The organism is Blastococcus tunisiensis (assembly GCF_900112815.1).
Classification (GTDB): Bacteria; Actinomycetota; Actinomycetes; order Mycobacteriales; family Geodermatophilaceae; genus Blastococcus_B; species Blastococcus_B tunisiensis.
This window is the reverse complement of record NZ_FOND01000001.1, coordinates 417,537-433,666: the sequence shown is the minus strand read 5'-3', so window position 1 is coordinate 433,666 and position 16,130 is coordinate 417,537. Positions and strand designations below refer to the sequence as shown.

At 76.2% G+C, this 16,130-nt stretch carries 17 protein-coding genes; 6 read left to right on the top strand and 11 right to left on the bottom strand.

The features are described from left to right. Positions 1–91 precede the first annotated feature (91 nt). The 4 genes from BM142_RS02050 to BM142_RS02035 all read right to left on the bottom strand — a co-directional run bounded on the left by BM142_RS02050 (position 92) and on the right by BM142_RS02035 (position 3,252). Entirely contained in the window at positions 92–1,234 is a 1,143-nt protein-coding gene (locus tag BM142_RS02050; protein ID WP_092195082.1) for an SIS domain-containing protein, read from the bottom strand. A gap of 24 nt (positions 1,235–1,258) precedes the next feature. Beyond that, positions 1,259–1,462 carry a Trm112 family protein gene (locus BM142_RS02045; RefSeq protein ID WP_254790465.1) on the bottom strand — a complete coding sequence of 68 codons (204 nt, stop codon included), beginning with the start codon at positions 1,460–1,462 and terminating at the stop codon, positions 1,259–1,261. Next, positions 1,459–2,823: a phosphomannomutase/phosphoglucomutase gene (locus BM142_RS02040; protein ID WP_092195081.1), complete on the bottom strand. Its 1,365-nt coding sequence runs from the start codon at positions 2,821–2,823 to the stop codon at positions 1,459–1,461. Before BM142_RS02040 ends, BM142_RS02045 begins: the two co-directional genes overlap by 4 nt. A 78-nt stretch (positions 2,824–2,901) precedes the next feature. Then, complete coding sequence (locus tag BM142_RS02035) at positions 2,902–3,252, bottom strand: DUF3499 domain-containing protein (RefSeq protein WP_092195080.1); 351 nt, start codon at positions 3,250–3,252, stop codon at positions 2,902–2,904. 173 nt (positions 3,253–3,425) lie between these two features. On the opposite strand from BM142_RS02035, the gene BM142_RS02030 reads away from it, so the two are divergent. After that, on the top strand, positions 3,426–3,884 hold the full coding sequence (locus BM142_RS02030; RefSeq protein ID WP_092195079.1) for a metallopeptidase family protein: 459 nt from the start codon (positions 3,426–3,428) through the stop codon (positions 3,882–3,884). A gap of 48 nt (positions 3,885–3,932) precedes the next feature. Next, entirely contained in the window at positions 3,933–4,844 is a 912-nt protein-coding gene (locus BM142_RS02025; protein WP_139228738.1) for a hypothetical protein, read from the top strand. Between the two features lie 3 nt (positions 4,845–4,847). Here the strand turns inward: BM142_RS02025 and BM142_RS02020 are convergent, their stop codons facing one another. Further along, on the bottom strand, positions 4,848–5,657 hold the full coding sequence (locus BM142_RS02020; RefSeq protein WP_254790464.1) for a hypothetical protein: 810 nt from the start codon (positions 5,655–5,657) through the stop codon (positions 4,848–4,850). A 122-nt stretch (positions 5,658–5,779) separates the two neighbouring features. Beyond that, on the bottom strand, positions 5,780–6,127 hold the full coding sequence (locus BM142_RS02015; protein WP_092195076.1) for a WhiB family transcriptional regulator: 348 nt from the start codon (positions 6,125–6,127) through the stop codon (positions 5,780–5,782). A gap of 240 nt (positions 6,128–6,367) precedes the next feature. Here BM142_RS02015 and cofD point away from each other — a divergent pair, with 240 nt between their 5' ends. From cofD to BM142_RS02000, 3 genes are all read left to right on the top strand, one after another. Next, complete coding sequence (cofD, locus tag BM142_RS02010; protein ID WP_092195075.1) at positions 6,368–7,318, top strand: 2-phospho-L-lactate transferase; 951 nt, start codon at positions 6,368–6,370, stop codon at positions 7,316–7,318. A 64-nt stretch (positions 7,319–7,382) separates the two neighbouring features. Next, entirely contained in the window at positions 7,383–8,441 is a 1,059-nt protein-coding gene (locus BM142_RS02005) for a coenzyme F420-0:L-glutamate ligase (RefSeq protein ID WP_092195074.1), read from the top strand. 26 nt (positions 8,442–8,467) lie between these two features. Beyond that, positions 8,468–9,073, top strand: a complete 606-nt coding sequence (locus tag BM142_RS02000) for a dTDP-4-dehydrorhamnose 3,5-epimerase family protein (protein ID WP_092195073.1) — start codon at positions 8,468–8,470, stop codon at positions 9,071–9,073. 115 nt (positions 9,074–9,188) lie between these two features. Here the strand turns inward: BM142_RS02000 and BM142_RS01995 are convergent, their stop codons facing one another. Continuing rightward, positions 9,189–10,085 carry a DNA-3-methyladenine glycosylase family protein gene (locus BM142_RS01995; protein ID WP_254790463.1) on the bottom strand — a complete coding sequence of 299 codons (897 nt, stop codon included), beginning with the start codon at positions 10,083–10,085 and terminating at the stop codon, positions 9,189–9,191. 103 nt (positions 10,086–10,188) lie between these two features. Then, complete coding sequence (locus BM142_RS01990) at positions 10,189–10,959, bottom strand: SDR family NAD(P)-dependent oxidoreductase (RefSeq protein WP_092195207.1); 771 nt, start codon at positions 10,957–10,959, stop codon at positions 10,189–10,191. 156 nt (positions 10,960–11,115) lie between these two features. On the opposite strand from BM142_RS01990, the gene BM142_RS01985 reads away from it, so the two are divergent. Beyond that, complete coding sequence (locus tag BM142_RS01985; RefSeq protein ID WP_175527043.1) at positions 11,116–12,735, top strand: DUF2142 domain-containing protein; 1,620 nt, start codon at positions 11,116–11,118, stop codon at positions 12,733–12,735. Positions 12,736–12,749: 14 nt separating this feature from the next. On the opposite strand, the gene BM142_RS01980 is transcribed toward BM142_RS01985, so the two are convergent. From BM142_RS01980 to BM142_RS01970, 3 genes are read right to left on the bottom strand one after another with little or no spacing between them, the layout of a single operon-like run. After that, positions 12,750–13,862: a mannose-1-phosphate guanylyltransferase gene (locus BM142_RS01980; RefSeq protein WP_092195071.1), complete on the bottom strand. Its 1,113-nt coding sequence runs from the start codon at positions 13,860–13,862 to the stop codon at positions 12,750–12,752. Between the two features lie 34 nt (positions 13,863–13,896). After that, entirely contained in the window at positions 13,897–14,850 is a 954-nt protein-coding gene (locus BM142_RS01975; protein ID WP_092195070.1) for a glycosyltransferase family 2 protein, read from the bottom strand. Between the two features lie 57 nt (positions 14,851–14,907). Then, entirely contained in the window at positions 14,908–16,077 is a 1,170-nt protein-coding gene (locus tag BM142_RS01970; RefSeq protein WP_092195069.1) for a glycosyltransferase family 4 protein, read from the bottom strand. Positions 16,078–16,130: the final 53 nt, after the last annotated feature.

The following is a 16,130-nucleotide window of genomic DNA, read 5'->3' as shown; positions in this document are numbered from 1 at the left end:
AGCACCTGCGTGCCGTCCCAGTGCTGTCGTCTGCCCGGCCGCGCGCCACGGTCGCGGGCGGCTGGTACCCGGTCGGCCCGGGTCGAAGCACTCACGGGCGGAGGGCCCGTTCGTTGTCGAGGGCCAGCGCCAGGTAGACCGCGCTGAAGTCGGCGACGGCCAGCTGCCGCGCGAGCCGGGGCAGCCGCGCGAACCCGTCCGGGCTCCCGTGCTCGGCCAGCCCGCTGACCGGCACGCCGTGTGCGCCCGCCGCGCGCAGGACCTCGTCGGTCGCGTCGTCGGCCGCCCGCGGCTCCCGCTCCCCGGCCCCGTCGTCCCCGCCCGCGGCCGCGTCCCGGATGGTCAGCAGCCGCAGCCGGCGACCGGGGTCGTCCGCGCGGTCCCGGAAGAAGTCGTCCTCGCCGCGCGGGGCCAGCGGCCCGCCGAGCACGGCCAGGGCCGCGACCCGCTGGTCCGGGAGCCGGAACCCGGCGGCGGGCAACCCGGCGAGCGTGGCCAGCTGGTCGGCGACCCGGGTGGCCGCGGCGCCGGCCAGCGGGCCCTCGGCGACGACCACCGGCAGGGCGTCGAGCAGTTCCAGGGCGAGGGTCTTCGCCGGGTTGACGAACGACTCCCGGGCGGGCCCGCACTCCATGGCCACCTCGTCGAGCGCGGCCGCGATCGCCTCCGGATCGGCGACCTCCGCCGGGAGCAGCCCCAGGTCACGCGCGAGCAGCAGCAGCGGCGTGAGCAGCGACCACAGGGTGGTGTGCTGCACACGGGAGGCGGGCAGCGCGACGTACGGGGCGCGGGCCGCGGAGCACGCGGCGCGCAGCGGCGCGTCCTCGGCCCCGATCCCGACGAGGGCCACACCCCGCCGGGCGGCCTCGTAGGCGGGCGCGACCGCGTAGGCCCCGGCACCCGTGCGGGTCGCCACGACGGCGATGTCGCTCGGGCCCGTCCACACCGGCAGCACCGGACCGGGCACGATCTCGACGGCGACCGGGCTGGACGGGCCCAGCAGCGCCCGGAGGACCGAGGCGGCCACCGCGCCCTCGCGGCGGGCGACGACGACCAGCCCGCGCGGGCGGCCGCCCTCGGTCACCCGGCCGAGGCCCGCCTCCGCGGTCAGCCGGGCGGTCTCGCGGACCTGTGCGCCGGCCCCGGCCACCGCCGGCAGCAGTCCGCGCGGGTCCCGGGCGCGCAGCAGCTCCGGGTCGTCGAGGACCTCCTCGGCGAACTCCGGCGACGTCATCGCGGCAGACCCGTCATCGGGCGGTCACGCGCCCCGGTGCCGGGCCTCGTCCAGGAGCAGGACCGGGATGCCGTCCCGGACCGGGAAGGCGCGGTCGCAGGTGGTGCACAGCAGCTCACCGGCCTGCTCGTCGACGGTGAGCGGGCTGTGGTGGGTGTCGGGGCAGGCCAGGATGGCCAGCAGCTCGGGGTCCAGCCCCAGCGGACCGTTCGTCGTCGGGCCGGTCATGCGCGCACCATCTCCAGGACTCGATCGCGGACCTCGGTCATGCGGGCCTCGTCCGGCGCCTCGACGTTGAGCCGCAGCAGCGGTTCGGTGTTGCTGGCCCGCAGGTTGAACCACGCGCCGTCGGGCAGCTGGACGGTCAGGCCGTCGAGGTCGTCGACGGTGACGCCGTCCTGCTCCTCGAACGCCGTCCGGACCTCCGCCGCCCTCGCCGGGGCGTCGTCGACCGTGGAGTTGATCTCGCCGGAGGCGACGTACCGGCTGTAGGCGGCGGTCAGCTCCGACAGCGGGGCCGACTGCTCGCCGAGCGCGGCCAGGACGTGCATGGCGGCCAGCATGCCGGTGTCGGCGCGCCAGAAGTCCCGGAAGTAGTAGTGCGCGGAGTGCTCACCGCCGAAGACCGCGTCGGTACGGGCCATCTCCTCCTTGATGAAGGAGTGCCCGACCCGGGTCCGGACCGGCTCGCCGCCGTGCTCGCGGACGATCTCGGGGACCGCCTTCGAGGTGATCAGGTTGTGGATGATCGTCGTCCCGCGGCCCTTGGCCAGCTCCCGGACGGCGACCAGCGCGGTCACCGCCGAGGGGCTCACCGGGTCGCCGTTCTCGTCGACGACGAAGACGCGGTCGGCGTCGCCGTCGAAGGCCAGCCCGATGTCGGCGCCGTGCTCGCGGACGGCGGCCTGCAGGTCGACGAGGTTCGCCGGGTCCAGCGGGTTGGCCTCGTGGTTGGGGAAGCTGCCGTCGAGCTCGAAGTACAGCGGCACGATCTCCAGCGGCAGGCCCGAGAGGACCACCGGGACCGTGTGCCCACCCATCCCGTTCCCGGCGTCGACGACGACCTTCAGGGGCCGGCCGGCCGACAGGTCGACGAGCGAGTGCAGGTGGGCGGCGTACCCGGCGAGGACGTCCTGGGAGGTCACCGTCCCGACCCGCTCGGGGACCCGGTCGTAGGCGTCGCGCTCGGCCCACTCGCGGATCGTCGCCAGCCCGGAGTCCTGGCCGATCGGCGCGGCCCCGGCCCGGCACATCTTGATGCCGTTGTACTGGGCCGGGTTGTGGCTGGCGGTGAACATGGCGCCCGGCATGTCGAGGGAGCCGGCCGCGTAGTAGAGCAGGTCGGTGGAGCCCAGCCCGGCCTCGACGACGTCGACGCCCCGGCTGATCACGCCCTCGGCGAAGGCCCGGGCGAGGGGGATCGAGGAGTCGCGCATGTCGTGGGCGGTGACGATCGCGGTGGCCGCGCTCTCCTGCACCACGAACTCGGCGAACGCCGCGCCGATCGCACGGCTGACGGCCTCGTCCCACTCGCCGGGCACGAGCCCGCGCACGTCGTAGGCCTTGATGACGGAAGAGAGGTCGGGCACGTGCCGAACCCTATAAGGCACCCGCGCCGGCCAGCGCCCGCACGCTCCGGTGACCTGCGGCCGTGGGTGGAGGTGGCCTCAGGAGAGGTCGGGCAGCACCCGGAGGTGCCCGCGCCGGATGCCGCTGCCGTCGTCGGCAGGGTTCCTCGGGAGCTCGGGCCGCGCGGCCTCGCGGACGGCGTCGGCGAGCGCGAGCAGGTCGTCACCGGTCGGCCCGACGTCGTCGAGGTCGATCTCGTGCCGGACCACCTCCCAGCCGCGCGGGACGGTCAGCCGCTCCGCGTGGAACTCGCACAGGTCGTAGCTGTGCGGCTCGGAGAAGGTCGCCAACGGGCCGACAACGGCCGTCGACTCCGCGTACACGTAGGTCAAAGTCGCCGCTGCCGGTTGCGCGCAGCCGCTGCGCGAGCAGCGACGTGACTGCCTCACCACCGGTTCCTCACGCAGGCACAGTAAACCTGCGCGACGGTCGGTCGCAGCAGGCACGCGGGGATTCGCCGATCGGGCGCCTCATCCTGCACGACGACCCCGCGCGCACCGACACCGGTCCCGGCCCGGCTCGTCGTCCCGGTCCCGCCGGAGGCCGTACCCTTCGACGCGTCATGAGCCGCCCTCCCGCCCGCTCGCGCCGCGACCGCCACGGCCGCGGCCTGCGTGGCCGGCTGGTGCCCGCCGAGGTGCCGCTGGCCCGCAGCCGCGCCGAGCAGTTCGACGACCTGGTGCTGGACGCCGTGGAGGACATCGAGCGCCGCTGGGAGCGGGAGCTGGCCGGCGTCGAGTTCGCGGTCGAGGACGTGCCGTGGGTCGAGCACACCAGCCCCGACGACGTCGTCCTCGACGCCGACGTCCTGGACGACGGGTCGGTCCCGCTGGCCCGGGTGCTGCCGGCCCACCGCGACGACGGCCGGGAGGTGCCACCGCGGATCGTCGTCTACCGGCGGCCCCTGGAGATCCGTGCGCACGACCGCGAGGACCTCGCCGACCTGGTGCGCGACGTCGTCGTCGACCAGGTCGCGGTGCTGCTGGGCCGTGACCCCGAGGAGATCGACCCCACCGGCTGAGCCGGTCACCCGCCGGACCGGACGGGGCGTCCTGGGATGCTGGCCGGGATGGAGACCCCTGGAGCGGCCGCGCCGTGGCTGGTGCTCGGCCTCGTGCTGGGGGCGCTCCTGCCGCTGCTCGCCGCTCTCGCCGGAGCGGCGCTGCGCCGGCGGGGCGCCCCGGGAGGCTCCCCCGGCGACGCCCCGCCGGCCGGTGCCCCGGTCGACGACCTGCCCGGGTTCCTCGAGGCGCCGCCCGGCTCCGCCCCGGCCGCGCCCGTCCGCGGTGCGGGCTGGGCCCCGCTGGGCGGCGCCCCCGCACCCGCCGCACCCCTCCCGCCGCGGGTCCGGCGGGAGCGGACCGGCAGCCGGGAGGTGCTGGTCGGGATGGCGCTGGCCGCGGTGCTGCTGGTCGGCGCCGCGGCGGCGGTCGCGACGGGCCGGGCACCCGACGGCGCTGCTGCCGAGGGCACCCGGCCGGGGCCGACGACGCCGTCCGCCGGTGCGGGCGCCCGGTCCGTGACCGCCGAGCTGGTGTTCGAGGGGCTGGTCCTGGAGCGGCACCCGGTGGGGGTCACCGTCGCGGTGCCGCGCGTCCGGCTGACCGCGGGAGGTGGCCGGGCCACGGCCGACGTCGAGCTGGTGACCTTCAACTGCCTGCGCGGCGACGCGCCGCCCGACCCCGCGGCCGCCGGGTGCACCCGCTCGGTCACCGAGCACGCGCAGCTGTCCGGCCCGGAGCTCGACGTGCGGCTCGAGGGCGGCGTGCTCCGCGTCTCGGGGGCGTTCCCGACCTGGCGCCGGCCGACCGGGTCGCCGCCGGTGGCGACGGGCCGGGTCTACGACCTCGCGGTGACCGCCGCGCCGCGCGACGGGCGGGCCGGGGACGGGCCGGAGGCGGCCGCCGGGCTGCTCGAGCTCGGCGACGAGCGGGCGCGCACCCGGGACGACGGGGCCAGCACGATCAGCTACGCCGGCTGAGGGTCACGGCCAGCCGCGCGCCGGGGCCGTCAGCGAGACCACCGGCGCGCCCCGGACGGCGTCCAGGCCCCCTGCGTCGCTCCAGCCGGTCCACGGCCGGCGGTCGGGTCCGTCGACCAGCGTGAGGAGGCCGGCCCGGGGCGTCCGCCCGTGGCCGAGGACCGCGACCTCCACCTGGCCGATCGCCGCGTGCAGGCGGGCGGCGGCCCGCAGGAAGTCCCGCCGCCGGGCGTCCGGCTCGCGCGCCAGCAGCCCCGGCAGGAGGCGCTCGAGGTCGCGCGGGTCCCGGCTGCGCCGCACCTCTCCCAACCCGTCGAGCCCGTCGGCCGTGCCGCTGCTGCGGGCGTTGGCCACCAGACCGTCGGGCAGGCGGGCGGCCAGCGCGCGCACCGTCGGATCACCGAGCGGCAGGCCGGCCAGCTGGAGCCTCCAGGGGCCGCGCAGCGAGCCCAGGAACGCGCAGACCCCTTCCGCCAGCAGCTCGGCGGCCCCGTCGTCGCGGGCGAGCAGCCGCGCCGGCGGCCCACCACCCGGCGCCGGGCCGACCCCGTCGCCGAGCATCGTCACCAGGGTCCGGGGGCCGCGGCGGCGCAGCGCGAGGAACGCCGCCGCATCCGGCGGGCCGGGACGCGGCGGGCCGACGACGACCGCCGCGGGCCGGGCGCCACCCGGGCGGGCGGCCGTCGCGTTGAGCACGGCCGTGAGCCAGGGCGCCCGCGCGGTGACCGGGGCGCGGAGGCCGGCCATCAGCGGTGCCGCCACACGGAGCTCGCCGGCCACCCCGTCGCGACCGACGGCGACCCGCGTTCCCACCCCCGCATACGACCACAGCCGCCGACGGGGACCCATCGGCGGCCGGGGAACGGACTGGAACGGCCCCGCTGCAGGGGCCCGACGCGAGCTCGCGAGCGGTGGGGGGCAGCGGGGTCCTTCGTCTAGACGGCGCGGCGGCGCAGCCGGCGGCGCTCACGCTCCGACAGGCCGCCCCAGATGCCGAACCGCTCGTCGTTGGCGAGCGCGTACTCCAGGCACTGCGCCTTGACCTCGCAGCCGGTGCAGATCTTCTTGGCCTCGCGGGTGGAGCCACCCTTCTCGGGGAAGAACGCCTCGGGGTCGGTCTCGGCGCAGAGCGCCTGCTCCTGCCACGACTGCGCGTCGGCCTCGGCGCCGATGCCCAGCAGCCCGGCGATGCCCTGGCCGAGCCCCTGGGCGGGGCCCGCTCCGAACCGGTCGGACCGCTCGTTGCCACTGACGTAGTCGCTGAGCCACGAAACCTCGGCCATGTCGTTGCGTCCCCTCTCGCTCTTGCCCCGGTGCGCGGTTCCCGGGACGTTCCCGGACCGCCAAGCACTCGATGACATCGTCGGAATTACACGCGTGTCGTTGCCTACCCGTCAACTTTGCGCGGTGTAAGCGACACGCCACACCAGCCCCTCCCGTACCAGGCGTTCGTCAGATGTCGTCCCAACCCTCGACACGCCCGTGGAACAGTGCACAACTGCCTATCGGGCACGATGTCTTTCGTGCAGATCGTGGTGCTGGCTGGTGGGACCGGAGGGGCTCGATTCCTGCGGGGGGTGCGGGCCGCGAACCCTGAGGCGGAGATCACCGCCGTCGTGAACACCGGGGACGACGTGACCCTGCACGGGCTGCGCATCTGCCCGGACCTCGACACCGTCATGTACACCCTCGGCGGCGGCATCGACGAGGAGCGCGGCTGGGGCCGGGCCGCGGAGAGCTGGACGGTCAAGGAGGAGCTGGCCGCGTACGGCGCCGATCCCGACTGGTTCGGGCTGGGCGACCGCGACGTCGCCACGCACCTGGTCCGCACCCGCATGCTGGACGCCGGCTACCCCCTGTCGGCGGTGACCGCGGCCCTCGCCGACCGCTGGCAGCCCGGGGTGACCCTGCTGCCGATGAGCGACCAGCGGGTCGAGACCCACGTGGTGGTCGCCGAGCCGGGGACGGGCAACCAGCGGGCGATCCACTTCCAGGAGTGGTGGGTGCGGCACCGGGCGGCGCTCGACCCCCGGGCCTTCGTCCAGATCGGGGTGGACACCGCCCGCCCGGCCCCCGGCGTCGTCGAGGCGTTCGCGGCGGCCGACGCCGTGCTGCTCGCGCCGTCGAACCCGGTGGTCTCGATCGGCACGATCCTGGGCGTGCCCGGGCTGCGCGCGGCGCTGCTGGCCTCCCCGGCGCGGATCGTCGGCGTCTCACCGATCGTGGGCGGCGCGGTCGTCCGCGGGATGGCCGACCGGTGCCTGCCGGCCCTGGGCATCGAGGTCAGCGCCGAGGGCGTCGGCCGGCACTACGGCGCCCGGTCCGCCGGCGGCCTCCTCGACGCCTGGCTGGTCGCCCCGGACGACCCGGCGACGGTCCCGGGGGTCGACGTGCGGCAGGTGCCGCTGCTGATGTCCTCCCCCGAGGCGACCGCTGCGCTGGCCGGCGCCGCGCTCGAGGCCGCCGGTGCATGACGAAGGACCCCTCCGCCCCCCACCGCTCGCGCGCTCGCGGCGGGCCCCTGCGGAGGGGCCGACGGTGACGGGCGTTCCACCGGGGATCTCGGTCCTGCCGGTGCACGGGCTGCCGGAGTTCTCCCCCGGCGACGACCTGGCGGGTGCCATAGCGACGGCCGCGCCCTGGCTGGCCGACGGCGACGTCGTCGTCGTCACGTCCAAGGCGGTCTCGAAGGTGGAGGGCCGGCTGGTCCCCGTCCCCCCGGGCGCCGACCGCGAGGCGATCCGCCTGCAGGCCGTCGAGGACGAGGCGGTGCGCGTGGTGGCCCGCCGCGGCCCGCTCGCCATCGTGCAGACCCGCCAGGGCTGGGTGGTGGCCGCCGCGGGCATCGACGCCTCCAACGTGGGGCAGGACGCGCTCGTGCTGCTCCCGGAGGACGCCGACGCCTCCGCCCGGCGGCTGCGCGACCGGCTGCGCGCACTGCTCGGCGTCGAGGTCGCCGTGGTGGTCAGCGACACGTTCGGCCGCACCTGGCGCGAGGGGCTCACCGACGTGGCGGTCGGCTCGGCCGGCATCGCCGCGCTCACCGACCACCGCGGCGCGGTGGACGCCTGGGGCAACCGGCTCGAGACGACCCGGGTCGCCGTCGTCGACGAACTGGCCTCCGCCGCCGACCTGGTCAAGGGGAAGCTGGCCGGGGTGCCGGTCGCCGTCGTCCGGGGGCTGCCGTCGGCACCGGTCGACGCCGACGACCCGGGCACCCGGCCGCTCGTGCGGCTGCCGGCCGACGACCTCTTCCCCTACGGCTCCCGCGACCTGGTGCGCTCCCGCACGCCGGGTGCGGAGCTGGTGCCGCGGGCCGGGGAGCTCGAGGCGGTGTCCCAGGCCTTCCGCACCGCGAGCGCCGCGCTGCCGGAGTTTCCGGTCGTCCTGCGCCACGGGGGCGAGGGCGACGGCGTGGTCGACGTCCACCTCGTCGACGCGCCCAACATGACGACGGCGCTCAACCTCGGCGCGCTGCTCGGGGCGGTGATCGTCCAGCTGCACGCCGAGGGCTGGGCGACCCGGTGGGAGCCGGTCGGGACGCCCGGGGGCTCGTCGCTGGCCGGCCGGCTCTGGCTGGGCACCCCACCGTCCTGATCGGCCCCGTTCGGTAGCGTCGGGCCGTGGAGATCCGCGAGCTCGCCGTCCCTGACAGCTACGTCCTCGACCTGGTCCCGCACGGCGACTCCCGGGGGCGCTTCACCGAGTGGTACAAGGCCGGCGTGCTGGCCGAGGCCACCGGATTCGGCCTGACGCTGGCCCAGGCCAACCACAGCGTGTCCGCACGCGGCGTCCTGCGCGGTGTCCACTTCGCCCTCGTGCCGCCCGGCCAGGCCAAGTACGTGTATTGCCCGGCCGGGAAGGTGCTCGACGTGATCGTCGACATCCGGGTGGGCTCGCCGACCTTCGGCGTGCACGACTCCGTCGTCCTGGACAGCGAGCAGCCGCGGGCGGTCTACCTCGCCGAGGGTCTCGGTCACGCGTTCGTGTCCCTGGCCGACCACAGCTCGGTCACCTACCTGGTCTCCACCGGCTACTCCCCCGGCCGCGAGTTCGGCATCCACCCCATGGACCCCGACCTGGGTCTGCCGTGGCCCACCGACGTGGAGTTCGAGTTCTCGGCCAAGGACCAGGCCGCCCCGACCCTCGCCGAGGCGAAGGAGCAGGGCCTGCTGCCCACGATGGAGCAGTGCGCGGCCCGCTACGCGGAGCTGCGCGACCGCAGCTGAGCTGCCGCCGCCGAACACTGTGCGCTGGTCAGCAGTTCCGGGAAGGGAAGCTGCCGACTTGCGCACGATGTTCCTGGGCGTGGGTGCCTGCAGGCGAAGGTTGCCCGTCGCGGTACTAGATCCGGCGGTGGTCCGTGGGGGCGAACCGGGGCCCGCGCCGCGGCCGGCGCGGCCCGCCGGCCAGCAGCAGCCGCACCACCCGCTGCCGGTGTCCCCGCCACGGGTCCAGCAGCTCCAGCATCCCGGCGTCGTCGGTGTTCCGGCGGCCGGCGAGCGCCCAGCCGACGACGTTCTTCAGGTGGTAGTCGCCGACGCTGACCGTGTCGGGGCAGCCGAGGGTCCGCTGCACCACCTCGGCCGCCGTCCACGGGCCGATGCCGGGGATCGAGCACAGCCGCCGCTGCAGGGACGGCGAGTCGCCGGCGAGCTCCGGCTCCAGGCGGGAGGCCACCGACGCCACGGCGCGCAGCGCCCGTCGCCGGGCGCCGTCCAGGCCGCAGGCGTGCCACTGCCAGTCGGTCACCTCGAGGACCCGAGAGGGCGAGGGCGGCACCCGCATCCCCTCCGGGGCCGGGCCCGGGGCGGGCTCGCCGGCCAGCCGGAGGAGCTCCCGCCACACCCGGTTCGCCTCGACGGTGGTCACCTTCTGCTCCAGCACGGCGGGCACGAGCGCGTCCCAGGTGCGCCCGGTGCGACCCAGCCGCAGCCACGGCGTCGTGCGGTGCAGCTCGGCGACCAGCGGGTGGCCACCGGGGTCGAACCCGTCGGGTCGGTCGTCGGCCCCCAGCCACCCGGGCACCCGCGTGCCGGCCCAGTCCGCCCCGGGGCCCCAGGCGGTGATCCGCACCTCGGCGCCGGTCCGGGCGATCCGGACCGTGGCCGCGCCGTCGGGCGTGGTGGTGGTGCGCCAGAGCCCGCCCTCGGTGATCCGCAGCGTGGGGTCGCCGGTGCCGCGCCGGTGCGGACCGACGGCACGCAGGACGTCGAGCGGCCAGTCCGCCCGCCACGTCACCTCGACCGCGTCGTCCGGCGACAGGATGGTGCTCAGGACGTTCCCCCGGGGTGGTGCGGTCGGGCTGCTGCTCGTGCCGGTCAGGTCTGCGCGGGGCGACCCGTCACCGGGGGGCCATGCGCAGGGCGCCGTCCATCCGGATGACCTCGCCGTTGAGGTAGCCGTGCTCGATGATCGCGAGCGCGAGCTCGGCGAAGTCGGCCGGACGGCCGAGGCGCTTCGGGAAGGGTATGCCCGACGACAGCGCCGTCCGCGCCTCCTCGGGGAGCGACCCGAGCAGCGGGGTGTCGACCAGGCCGGGGGCGATGGTGCACACCCGCACGCCGACGCTGGCGAGGTCCCGGGCCGCCGGCAGGGTGAGCCCCACGATGCCGCCCTTGGAGGCGGCGTAGGCGGCCTGCCCGATCTGGCCGTCGTAGGCCGCGATGGAGGCGGTGTTGACGACGACGCCGCGCTCGCCGTCCTCCCCCGGCTCGGTCGTGGCCATGGCGGCGGCGGCGAGGCGCAGGACGTTGAAGGTGCCGACCAGGTTGACCATGACGGTGCGGGTGAAGGCGCCCAGGTCGTGCGGCGCGCCGTCCCGGCCGACGGTGCGCTGCGCCCAGCCGATGCCGGCGCAGTTGACCGCGATGCGCAGCGGGCGGTCCTTGCCGGCGGCGTCGGCGACGGCGGCCTGGACGTCCGCCTCGTCGGTGACGTCGGTGCGGACGAACGTGGTGTGCCCGCCCAGCTCCGCGGCCAGCGCCCGGCCGCGCTCCTCCTGGAGGTCGAGGATGGTGACGGCCGCCCCGCGGGCGGCCAGCGCCCGGGTGGTGGCCTCGCCGAGCCCGGAGGCCCCTCCGCTGACAACGGCTGCGACGTCGAAGCTCCTCATGCCGGGCAACGTACCGGCCCGTCCGGGGTGCGGACGGAGGGGTCCGGCACCGCTGCACCCGCCACTCCCGGCTCCACCGGCACCCCTGGTCCCGGCCCGCCCCACCCGCCCCGCGCCGGGCCCGGAGAGGGCTCCGGGCGTGGTTACCCTCGGCCGGTGACCTCCCGCACCCGTCGGACGGCCGCGACGGTGGTCCGGTTCCTCCTCGTGCCGCTGCTCGCCTTCCTCGCGCTCGGCGCCTGGGCCCTGGCCTCGCCGGTCGGGGCCAGCCCGGACGAGGACTTCCACCTCAGCAGCGTGTGGTGCGGGCAGGGCATCTCCGAGGGGGTCTGCGAGACCTCCTCCGAGGAGGGCGAGCGGCTGATCCCCGAGCCGCTCCTGCACGCCGCCGGCTGCTTCGCCTTCCGGTCCGAGGCCAGTGCCGAGTGCCAGTCCGCGTGGTTCGTGGAGGAGTCCGACGAGCTGAGCAGCAGCGGGCGGGGCAACTACTCCGGCGGCTACCCGCCGGTCTTCTACTACGTCATGAACGTCTTCGTCGGGGACGACATCTCCCAGTCGGTCGTGCTGATGCGGCTGGTCAACTCGGCGCTGTTCGTCGGCCTGGGCACCGCGCTGTACTGGCTGCTGCCCCGTGAGCGCCGGCAGCTGCTCGTGCTGGGCACCGCCGTCACGCTGGTCCCGCTGGGCCTGTTCATCGTCCCGTCGATCAACCCGAGCAGCTGGGCGGTCATCGCCGGGGCGCTGGTGTTCCCGGCGATGGTCGGCTTCTTCCAGTGCACCGGCCGGCGCCGGGTCGCGCTCGGCGCGCTGGGCGCGGTGGCGACGCTGGTGGCCGCCGGGTCCCGCGCCGACTCGGCCGTCTACGCGGTGCTGGCCATCGCCCTGGCCGCGCTCCTGGCGCTGCGCTGGACCCGGCGGGCCTGGAAGCTGCTGGCCCTGCCGCTGGTGCTGGCCGTGGCCTGCGCGGTCAGCTACGTGACGTCGGGGCAGAACGAGGCGGCGACGGTCGGGTTCGACGGCACCTCGGGCCCGGTCACCGGTGCCGCCGGGCAGCTGGCCTACAACCTGCTGAACGTGCCCGAGCTGTGGGCGGGGGCGTTCGGCTACTGGAACCTCGGCTGGCTGGACACGCGGATGCCCTCGATCGTCTGGGTGGTCAACGTGGTGGCCTTCGGCGTCGTGGTGTTCCTGGGCATGCGGCGGTCCTCCCGGCGCAAGATCGCCGCCTTCCTGATCACCCTCGCCGCCGCCTGGCTCATCCCGACGTACGTGCTGGTGCAGTCCTCGGCCCTGGTGGGCAGCCAGGTGCAGCCGCGCTACCTGCTCCCCCTGCTGATCCTGCTCGCCCAGGTGGCCCTGTTCCGGACCGGGGACGAGCGGCCGGAGTTCAGCCGGGCGCAGCTGTGGAGCCTGGCCGCGGCGCTGTCGGCGACCGCCGCGATCTCGCTGCACTTCAACATGCGCCGCTACATCACCGGCACCGACGTGTTCGGGGCGAACCTCGACGCCGGGATCGAGTGGTGGTGGGCGATCCCCGTCTCACCGATGGTGGTGTGGGCGCTGGGCTCGGTGTCCTTCGCCGCCGCCCTCGTGCTCTGGGTCCGCAGCACCCCCGCGGACGACGCCCCGCGGGCCCTCGGGTCGGCGGACGGTGCCGCGGACGACGACGTCAGCGATCGCGACGGCGTCGGCGATCCGCCCACCGTCCCCCAGGAGCGGTACCAGGGCGAACGGCCCATGGTGGCCGCCTCGGCGGGGTCCTACCGTCCGGCCTGACCGCCGGCGGTGGCTCACGACCAGGCGGAGCCCCGGGTCCCCTCCACCGCGGCCAGCAGCTGCTTGACCCGCTCGGCCTCGCTGGCCGGGCAGACCATCGTGACGTCGCGGGTGTGCACGACGACGCAGTCGGAGACCCCGGCCAGCGCGACAAGGTGCTCCGGGTCGTCGCTGAACACGACGTTCCGGTGGCTGTCGACGAACACGGTCAGCCCCCGGGCCGCATTGCCCTGCTCGTCGCCGGCCAGGGTGTGCGCGAGGGCCGGCCAGGAGCCGACGTCGAGCCACTCGACGTCGAGGTCGGCGACGAGCACCCGGCCCGCCTCGGCGGCGGCCGGCTCCAGCACGGCGTAGTCCACGCTGATCTTCGGCAGGGTCGGGAAGACCTCGGCCAGGACGGCGTCCCGCTGCGCACCCGCCGGGGCGGCGACGACGCGGCGCAGCCCCTCGGCCGTGGCCGGCAGGTGCTGGGCGAGCGCGTCGAGGACGGTGCGGGCGCGCCAGACGAACATCCCGGAGTTCCACAGGTACTGCCCGGACGCCAGGTACTCCTCCGCGGTCGCCCGGTCCGGCTTCTCGCGGAAGGACGCCGCCTCGGCCACCCCGGGCAGCCCCGTGGCCGCGCCGCGCTGGACGTAGCCGAAGCCGGTGGCCGGCGAGGTGGGCCGGATGCCGAGCGTCACCAGGGCGTCCGGTCGCTCGGCCAGCGCGTCGTAGGCGGCGCCCAGGGCGGCGGCGAAGCGCTCGACGGGGCGGATGACGTGGTCGGCGCTCACGACGGCCAGTTCCGCGCCGGGATCGACGTCCTCCACGAGGGCGGCGGCCAGGCCGACCGCGTTGGCGGTGTCCCGGGCGACGGGCTCCAGGATCAGCCGGTCGGCCCGCAGGTCGGGCAGCGCGGCGGCCACCTGCTCCCCGTAGCGCGCCGCGGTGCAGACCCAGATCCGGTCCGCGGGCAGCACGGCCCGCAGCCGGCCGAAGGCCTCCTCGAGCAGGCTGTGGGCCCCCGACCGCTCGTCCGACGGGTCGTCGGCGACCAGGTCGAGCAGCTGCTTGGGCCGGCCGGCACGCGACAGCGGCCACAGCCGCGTCCCCGAGCCTCCGGCCATGATCACTGCATGGCGCACGCGGCCACCTCTCTCGCGGTCATCGGCGGTGTCCTCAGCTCTCCGGACCGGTCCCGGAGGGCCGCCGGGGGCGCCGGCGCAGCTGCGCCAGCGTGTCGGCGGACCGCTGCGGGACCGCTCCCGCCCCGACCCGGGCGCTCAGGTGGGACAGGAGCATGCGCCCGCCCAGGCCCAGCCGCAGCAGCGCCCGCAGGAGCACGTACCGCCGCCCGGGGTAGCGGCGGCTGAGGTAGCGCAGGGCGCTGGTGTGGTGCACCCGCTGCATGCGGTGCGGCTCGCGGCTCGTGCTGTGCCCGCCCTCGTGCTCGACGACCGCCGAGGGCGCGTACACGTGCAGCCACCCGCGCCGGCTCAGCCGGGCGGCGAGGTCGACGTCCTCGAAGTACATGAAGTAGCCGGGGTCGAAGCCGCCGACGGAGTGGAAGGCGGCGACGTCGACGAGCAGGCAGGACCCCGACAGCCACCCGGCCGGGCGCTCCCGCGGCTCCTCCGACTCCCGCCGGTACCGCTCGGTCCACGGGTTGCTCGGCCAGATCCAGCCCAGCAGCGCGTGCCCGGTGCCGGTGGACAGCGACGGCAGGTCCCGCGCCGAGGGGTAGAGGCGTCCGTCGGGGGTGCGGATGGCCGGCCCGAGGGTCGCCGCGCGCGGCCAGCGGGCGGCGACGGCGAGCAGCTCGTCGACCGCGCCCGGGTCGAACCGCACGTCGGGGTTGGCGACCAGGGCCCAGCCCTCGTGCACGTCGGCCAGGGCGGCGTTGACCGCGGCGCCGTAGCCGACGTTGCCGCCGGTCACGAGCAGCCGGACGTCGTCGCTGCCGGCGGCGGCGCGCTCAGGCACCCCGTCGGTGGAGCCGTTGTCGGCGAGCACGACGTCCAGCGGCCGCGTCGTCGCGGTCCGCAGGGTGTCCAGGAAACCGGTGAGCGCATCGCCCGGCGAGAAGGTCACGGCCACCACGCGCAGCGCGGGTCGGGCCTGCTCCTCGGTCACTCCCCGACCTTACGTTCCGCTCCCGCGTGCGCCCCGGCGGGCGACCGCCCGGTCACGTCACAGGTCCGCCGCCCAGTCCGTGCCGTGGTGGGCGGCGATGGCACGGGCGTAGGTGCGCACGTGCTGCTCCGCGCACGCCACCCAGGTGAACGTCCCGGCCCGGCGGACGGCGTCGGCGGAGAGCTCCGCCCGGCGCCCGGGATCGTCGAGCAGCGCCCGCAGGCACGCCGCGATGCCGTCCGCGGTGGGGTCGGCGTAGGCCACGGCGTCGCCGCCGACCTCCGGGAGGGCCAGTGCCCTCGTGGTCAGGACCGGCGCGCCGCAGGCCATGGCCTCCAGCACCGGCAGGCCGAACCCCTCCCCCTGGCTCGGGTAGGCGACCACCTCCGCGCCGCCGAGGAACCCGGCGAGCAGCTCCAGGGGCAGGTACCCGGGCAGGAGCAGCTCCAGCTCCGGCGGGACCGCTGCCCGCGCCTCCTCGATGCCGGTGTCCCAGCCCCGCCCGCCGGCGACGACCAGGGCCGGCGGGTCGTCGAGGTCGGCCACGGCGCGGCGCCAGCCCTCGACGAGGAGCGGCACGTTCTTGCGCGGCTCGATCGTCCCGAGGAACGCGACGTAGCCGCGCGACCGGAGCCCGAGATGGGCGCGGGCGGCGGCCACCCGGTCGGCGCCGGGCACGTGGAAGGTGTCCGGGTCGACGCCGTGGTGGGCGACGTGGACCTGCCCGCGCACCAGGCCGGTGACCCGGTCCAGCTCGTCGAGGGTGGCCTTCGACGGCACGATGCAGGCGTCGGCCCGCTGGAGGGAGACCTTCGTCCAGGCCCGGAAGAACCGCCGCTTGACGGGCTGGTGCACCTCGGGGTGGGTGAAGAACGTCGCGTCGTGCAGCGTGCTCACGACGGGGACCGGCGTGCGCAGGGGCATCGTGTAGTGCGGGCAGTGCAGCACGTCGGCGCCGACCCGCGCGGCCAGCCGGGGCAGGCCGGTCTGCTCCCACAGCAGCCGGCCCGGCCGCCGGGCGACGGCGTCGGGAGCGGCGATCACCGTGCCGGACGGCACGAGGCCGCCGTAGTGCTCGGTGTCCCGGCGCTGGCAGACGACGGCCAGGTCGGTGCCGAGCGCGCCGAGGGCGGGCACGAGCTGGTCGACGTAGCGGCCCACCCCGCCGCGGTCCGGTGGCACGGCGGTGGCGTCCACGAGGACTCGCGGACCACGGCTGGCGCCCATCTGGACATCCCTTTCCTCGGCGGACGTGCCTACCGTACGAGCGCGTCGGCGAC